The following is a 4,365-nucleotide window of genomic DNA, read 5'->3' on the forward strand; positions in this document are numbered from 1 at the left end:
CTGGGACGGGGTCTGGCGTCTGGATGGCGTTGCGCTGCGACTGCGTCCGGAGCTGGACCCGTTCGGCGGGCTCGGCGAGGGGCTGCTGCAATGGCAGCTCGATCTCGACGAGCTTGTCCTGGGCGCTGAGGGGTGCCGGTCGGTCCGCGGCGAGATTCGCCAGCCCGCTGCGACCGCTCTGGAATGGCCTGTCCTGGCCGGTGAGGTGACCTGCAATGACGGGGTCCTGCAATCCCGGATGACGGGCGGGAATACACAGCTGCGTGCTGACCTGGATATCAGTGCCGGCCCGGCTGGCTTGCGCTGGACAGTGAGCGTCGACACTGCCGATCCGCAAGTCGAAGATGCCCTGCGCCTGTCCGGTTTCGAGCCGGTCGGGGGACGCTGGCGCCTCGCTGGGAGCCGGGCACATGCGCGGTGAATACCTGATCCGCCCCATCCTGGTGGGTGTGGTGGCCAGTCTCCTTTCGGCCTGCCAGACGCCGGGGCTGCCGCGTGCCACCCTCGCGACTGACCAAGCCAGGTCAGCCGATCTGGACCTGCGGCAATTGCCGCCTCAACCGCTCGCCGTCGGCAGTTGCGGTGTCTTCTTCTGGACCGCCGATGCGGAGCGGCGCTTCATCGCCTTCGAGGATTTATCCTCCGGGCGTGCGCTTCTGCATGTCAATGGAGAGCGCCTCCTGCGGCAGGGAGAGAGCAGCCGCGCGGTCTGGCCCGTCGGGACGCGGTATGAGCGCCGATTCACCGGGCAGGGTGCCGTTTCGGCCATCGAGATCGAAGCGAATTTCGACATCATGCAGGCGGATGGCCTTGCAACCACTCGCGCCGTCCAGCGCCGGTTTGACTCCGCCGGTACGAGAACTGTAATCGCGCTGTCTGGTCATTATGCCTGCCGGTCGCGACCCGGAGATCCGGAACAGACCCCGTAACGCCGGCACACCTCCGCCGTCGCCATGCCGCGCTCCTGCACAGCCAGACGCGCTATAATCGGGTCTTCTGGAAATTCGCTCTCGCGCATCGTTCGTCTCTGTTCCGACGGACTCTCAATTCAAATACGGGACCAATCGGGTCTCAGGTCACGGCCGTCCACTCCCCAGTTCACAATCACTTCAACCTCGAACGCAACTTCTGCTCTCGATCAGCGTTCAAGCAGAACCGTGTTCGAGCCTTGGCCGATTGGTATCAAACTGCGGCGTGAGATAGGATCAAACCCGGTCTTTCGAGACCGATCCGTTTTTTGTCTGACACCACCCGCAGGACTTCAGAATGGACCGGCCCGCCCCCCGCCTTTGCACGAACGCGCTCATCGCTCGCTTTGGTCGCCGGAGCACACGTCAGTGGCTGTTGTGCATTGGACTGGCTGCGCGACTGGGCAATCAGGACGCATCGGCCGCGTCAGTTTTGGGTCCAGCAATCCGCCTCTTCCGGCGTCCGCATTCCCCTTCTTCCGGGGCGCTTGGCTATGCGACACAGATCCAGCTGCTTGGTCCCGCATGACCGTGCTGGCCGGCTTGGCCGGAGCCTTCTTTCTGACCGCGATGGCCTACGCGATTGTCGGATTTGGCGGCGGTTCGACTTATACGGCGTTGCTCGTTTTGGCGGAAACCGATTACCGCCTCCTGCCTGCGGTGTCTCTGGCGTGCAATGTCACTGTCGTCAGCGGGTCTGTATTGCATTACGCGCGAGCTGGGCTGATCCCCTGGCGCCGGCTCTGGCCCATAATTGCCTGTTCTGTTCCGGCGGCCTGGCTTGGCGGATTAGTCGAGATACCCGAGCGCGCCTTCATCGGCCTGCTGGGCGTTGCGCTTCTTGCGTCGGCGGTGGCGCTGACGGTCCGCCAACCCGGGCCGGCGCGCAAGGATGCGGTCTTGGTGCCTGGCCTGGCGCCGGCCCTGGGTGCCGGAATCGGCCTGCTGGCGGGCCTGGTTGGCATCGGCGGCGGAATTTTCCTCGCCCCGCTCCTTTATGCGCTGCGATGGGCCGAGGCGAAGGCAATTGCCGCGTCGGCGGCAACATTCATTCTGGTGAACTCGCTTGCCGGCCTGATCGGACAATCCCAGAGAATTTCCGGCAGTGGCGATCTCGATAGTCTGCTGGATTACTGGCCGCTACTGCCGGCCGTGCTGGTGGGGGGGCAATTGGGAGTTTGGATCGGAAGTCGCCGCTTGCCCGATCATTGGCTCGCCCGGATCACAGCCTTGCTGGTGTTTGTTGTCGCGCTACGACTGGTGTGGCGCGCTGTTGCCGGCTGACGATGCGCGCAGCGAGAGGCAGTGTCAGATTAAACTCTGCTTGAGCGCACGGGCGTGATTTCGTAGCGTTCTCTGATGCGTAATCCGTTCCGATATTTCAAAACCTCGCCAGGGATCATCCGTCTTGCGGTGATGGTGTGTGTCCGGTTTCCACTTTCGCTCCGGAACGTCGAGAATCTGCTCCACGAACGGGGCATAGACATCACTCACGAGACAGTTCGGTTTTGGTGGAACCGGTTCGGGCCGATCCAGAGCCTTCAAAAGTTCGCCGCCGTCCAATCTTCCATCCACAATCAATTCAATCTCGAACGCCATTTCTACCGCCGCGAAGAATTCAAGGAAAACCGATCCGCCGCCCTGGCCGAATGGCGTCAACTCGCGGCTTGAGTTGGACGAAGGGCCGCCTTCAGAGACCAGTCCAGTTTTGTCTGACACCATCTTTATCCCGCTGATTTGGCTTTTTTCTTTCAGGCTTTGGTTGTAGCGTTAGCATGCTTCGCTGGCGGGGGGTGTTCCAAGTCGTCAGGGGTGAGCTGGAGTCAGACAGGCTAATGGCGTGTCTGCACGGGGGAAATATGCGCGATATCCTGGATTTTGTTTCGACATTTGGCCGGCATGAGCTCCACGCGCAGGGGGTCGATCAATCAAAACCCGAACAGGCAGGATCCAGAATTGCGCCAATGCGCTGGGCTGCACTTCTTGCAGCCGGCCTGGCGGGCAGCGCCTTGGCGGCCTCCGATGCGTCAGCGCAATTTTTCATCACCTCGTCGGGCGCGAGCTACGAAACCGGCGATGAGCCACGGATCGACCCCGGTGAAAACGCGGCCATTAGCCACACTATTTGGACCAACGGATCAGAGGATCTCACAGACCTTACATTCACCGTGGATTATGACGCGGCATTGACGGGCGCGCGTCTCGATCTTGGGTCGATTTCCAGCTCCGGCTGCGGAACGCCGACTGTTTCTTCCAACGGGTTGGGTTTGGTCACTGTGTCCAATATCGACCCCGTCGGTCAGTGTTCCGTCCGCTATTCGGTTTCGACACCGGCGTCGACCGCGGCGGCGACTTATGTGGCGTCCCCAAGCAATATCACCGGCACGGGCTCTGTTTCTGGCGCGATCGACCGCGACTGGGCGGATTTCAATATCGTGGTTGGCGTCGATTCCGCTGCGCCAGCGCCGGTTATCACGGGGCCGGGCGGGCCGGTGGATGCGGCGTTCAATGTGAGTGTCAACTTTATCGAGCTTGGCCTTTATGCGGAGACAATCGACGGCTTCGCGGTGAGCGATCTTGTCGTGGCGAACGCAACCGTCGCCTTCGCCGACCTTGGCGGTGATGGTGTTCAATCGGGCGACGATACGTCCTCGGTTACAATCGAGGTGACGCCGACCGGCGCGGGTTCGCCGATTACCGTTGAGCTGCCTGCGGCGACGGTGGTTGACCAGTCCGGCAACGACAATACCGGTTCAAATGTCTACAGCGTGGTTTACGACGCCGCTGGCGATCCGCGTGACGATGTGGACTTCACCGCAGCCTTCGTCACAAACCCGGTCGACCCGCTTGATCAGGCAGCGTTGCGCTTCACCATCACCAATAATTCTGCCGATGACCTGACCCTCGGCCAATTCGACCTCGATATTGATGCCGCGTCGAGCACCGATTTCGTCGGCGTTCAGCCTGCCGCCATGCATTGCGGTGCGAGTTCGACCGCGACCCTGTCGGGTGGCAACGCGTATGTTGAGTTCCGCTCGATGGAGCTTGTGGCCGGTGCGAGCTGCGCCTTTGACCTGCCGATTGAGATCGATGATGCGCTCGAGGCCGGCAATTACGGTTTCATCACAACCGAGTTGATCTACGATCTCGACGCCGTCAGTTATGCGGACACGCAGGCTGCTGCCATCCTGGCGGTTGACTTCGCCGAGGGCGCCGGCGGCACAATCCAGTTCACCAAAACCTTCGCGGAAGACGGCGTGGCGCCGGGCGACACGATCGACGTTGAGTTTTACATTGCAGCAACGGGCGCGTTCACGACAACGGGCATCGCCTTCACAGATGATCTCGACGCGATGCTGGGTAGTGCGATTGCCACTGGGACGCCTCAGGCAGATGT

General features: G+C 61.7%; 5 protein-coding genes. All 5 read left to right on the plus strand.

Annotated elements, in window-relative coordinates; all coding sequences use genetic code 11:
• The coding region (locus QZ266_RS12390; protein WP_295695619.1) for a hypothetical protein at positions 1-421 on the plus strand (421 nt) is incomplete at its 5' end.
• The gene (locus QZ266_RS12395; protein WP_295695621.1) at positions 411-929 is read left to right on the plus strand and encodes a hypothetical protein; all 519 of its coding nucleotides are present in this window, start codon (positions 411-413) and stop codon (positions 927-929) included. The genes QZ266_RS12390 and QZ266_RS12395, both read left to right, overlap by 11 nt.
• 564 nt (positions 930-1,493) lie before the next feature.
• Positions 1,494-2,252: a sulfite exporter TauE/SafE family protein gene (locus tag QZ266_RS12400; protein WP_295695623.1), complete on the plus strand. Its 759-nt coding sequence runs from the start codon at positions 1,494-1,496 to the stop codon at positions 2,250-2,252.
• Positions 2,253-2,327: 75 nt separating this feature from the next.
• Positions 2,328-2,639 carry a hypothetical protein gene (locus tag QZ266_RS15350; protein ID WP_367178241.1) on the plus strand — a complete coding sequence of 104 codons (312 nt, stop codon included), beginning with the start codon at positions 2,328-2,330 and terminating at the stop codon, positions 2,637-2,639.
• Positions 2,640-2,743: 104 nt separating this feature from the next.
• The coding region (locus QZ266_RS12410; RefSeq protein WP_295695627.1) for a hypothetical protein at positions 2,744-4,365 on the plus strand (1,622 nt) is incomplete at its 3' end.

The organism is uncultured Maricaulis sp. (assembly GCF_905480005.1).
Classification (GTDB): domain Bacteria; phylum Pseudomonadota; class Alphaproteobacteria; order Caulobacterales; family Maricaulaceae; genus Maricaulis.

Bases quoted from the DNA above. Each gene is read 5' to 3' on its own strand.
- QZ266_RS12395 (WP_295695621.1), top strand. From the start codon at position 411: ATGCGCGGTGAATACCTGATCCGCCCCATCCTGGTGGGTGTGGTGGCC.
- QZ266_RS12400 (WP_295695623.1), top strand. From the start codon at position 1,494: ATGACCGTGCTGGCCGGCTTGGCCGGAGCCTTCTTTCTGACCGCGATG.
- QZ266_RS15350 (WP_367178241.1), top strand. From the start codon at position 2,328: ATGCGTAATCCGTTCCGATATTTCAAAACCTCGCCAGGGATCATCCGT.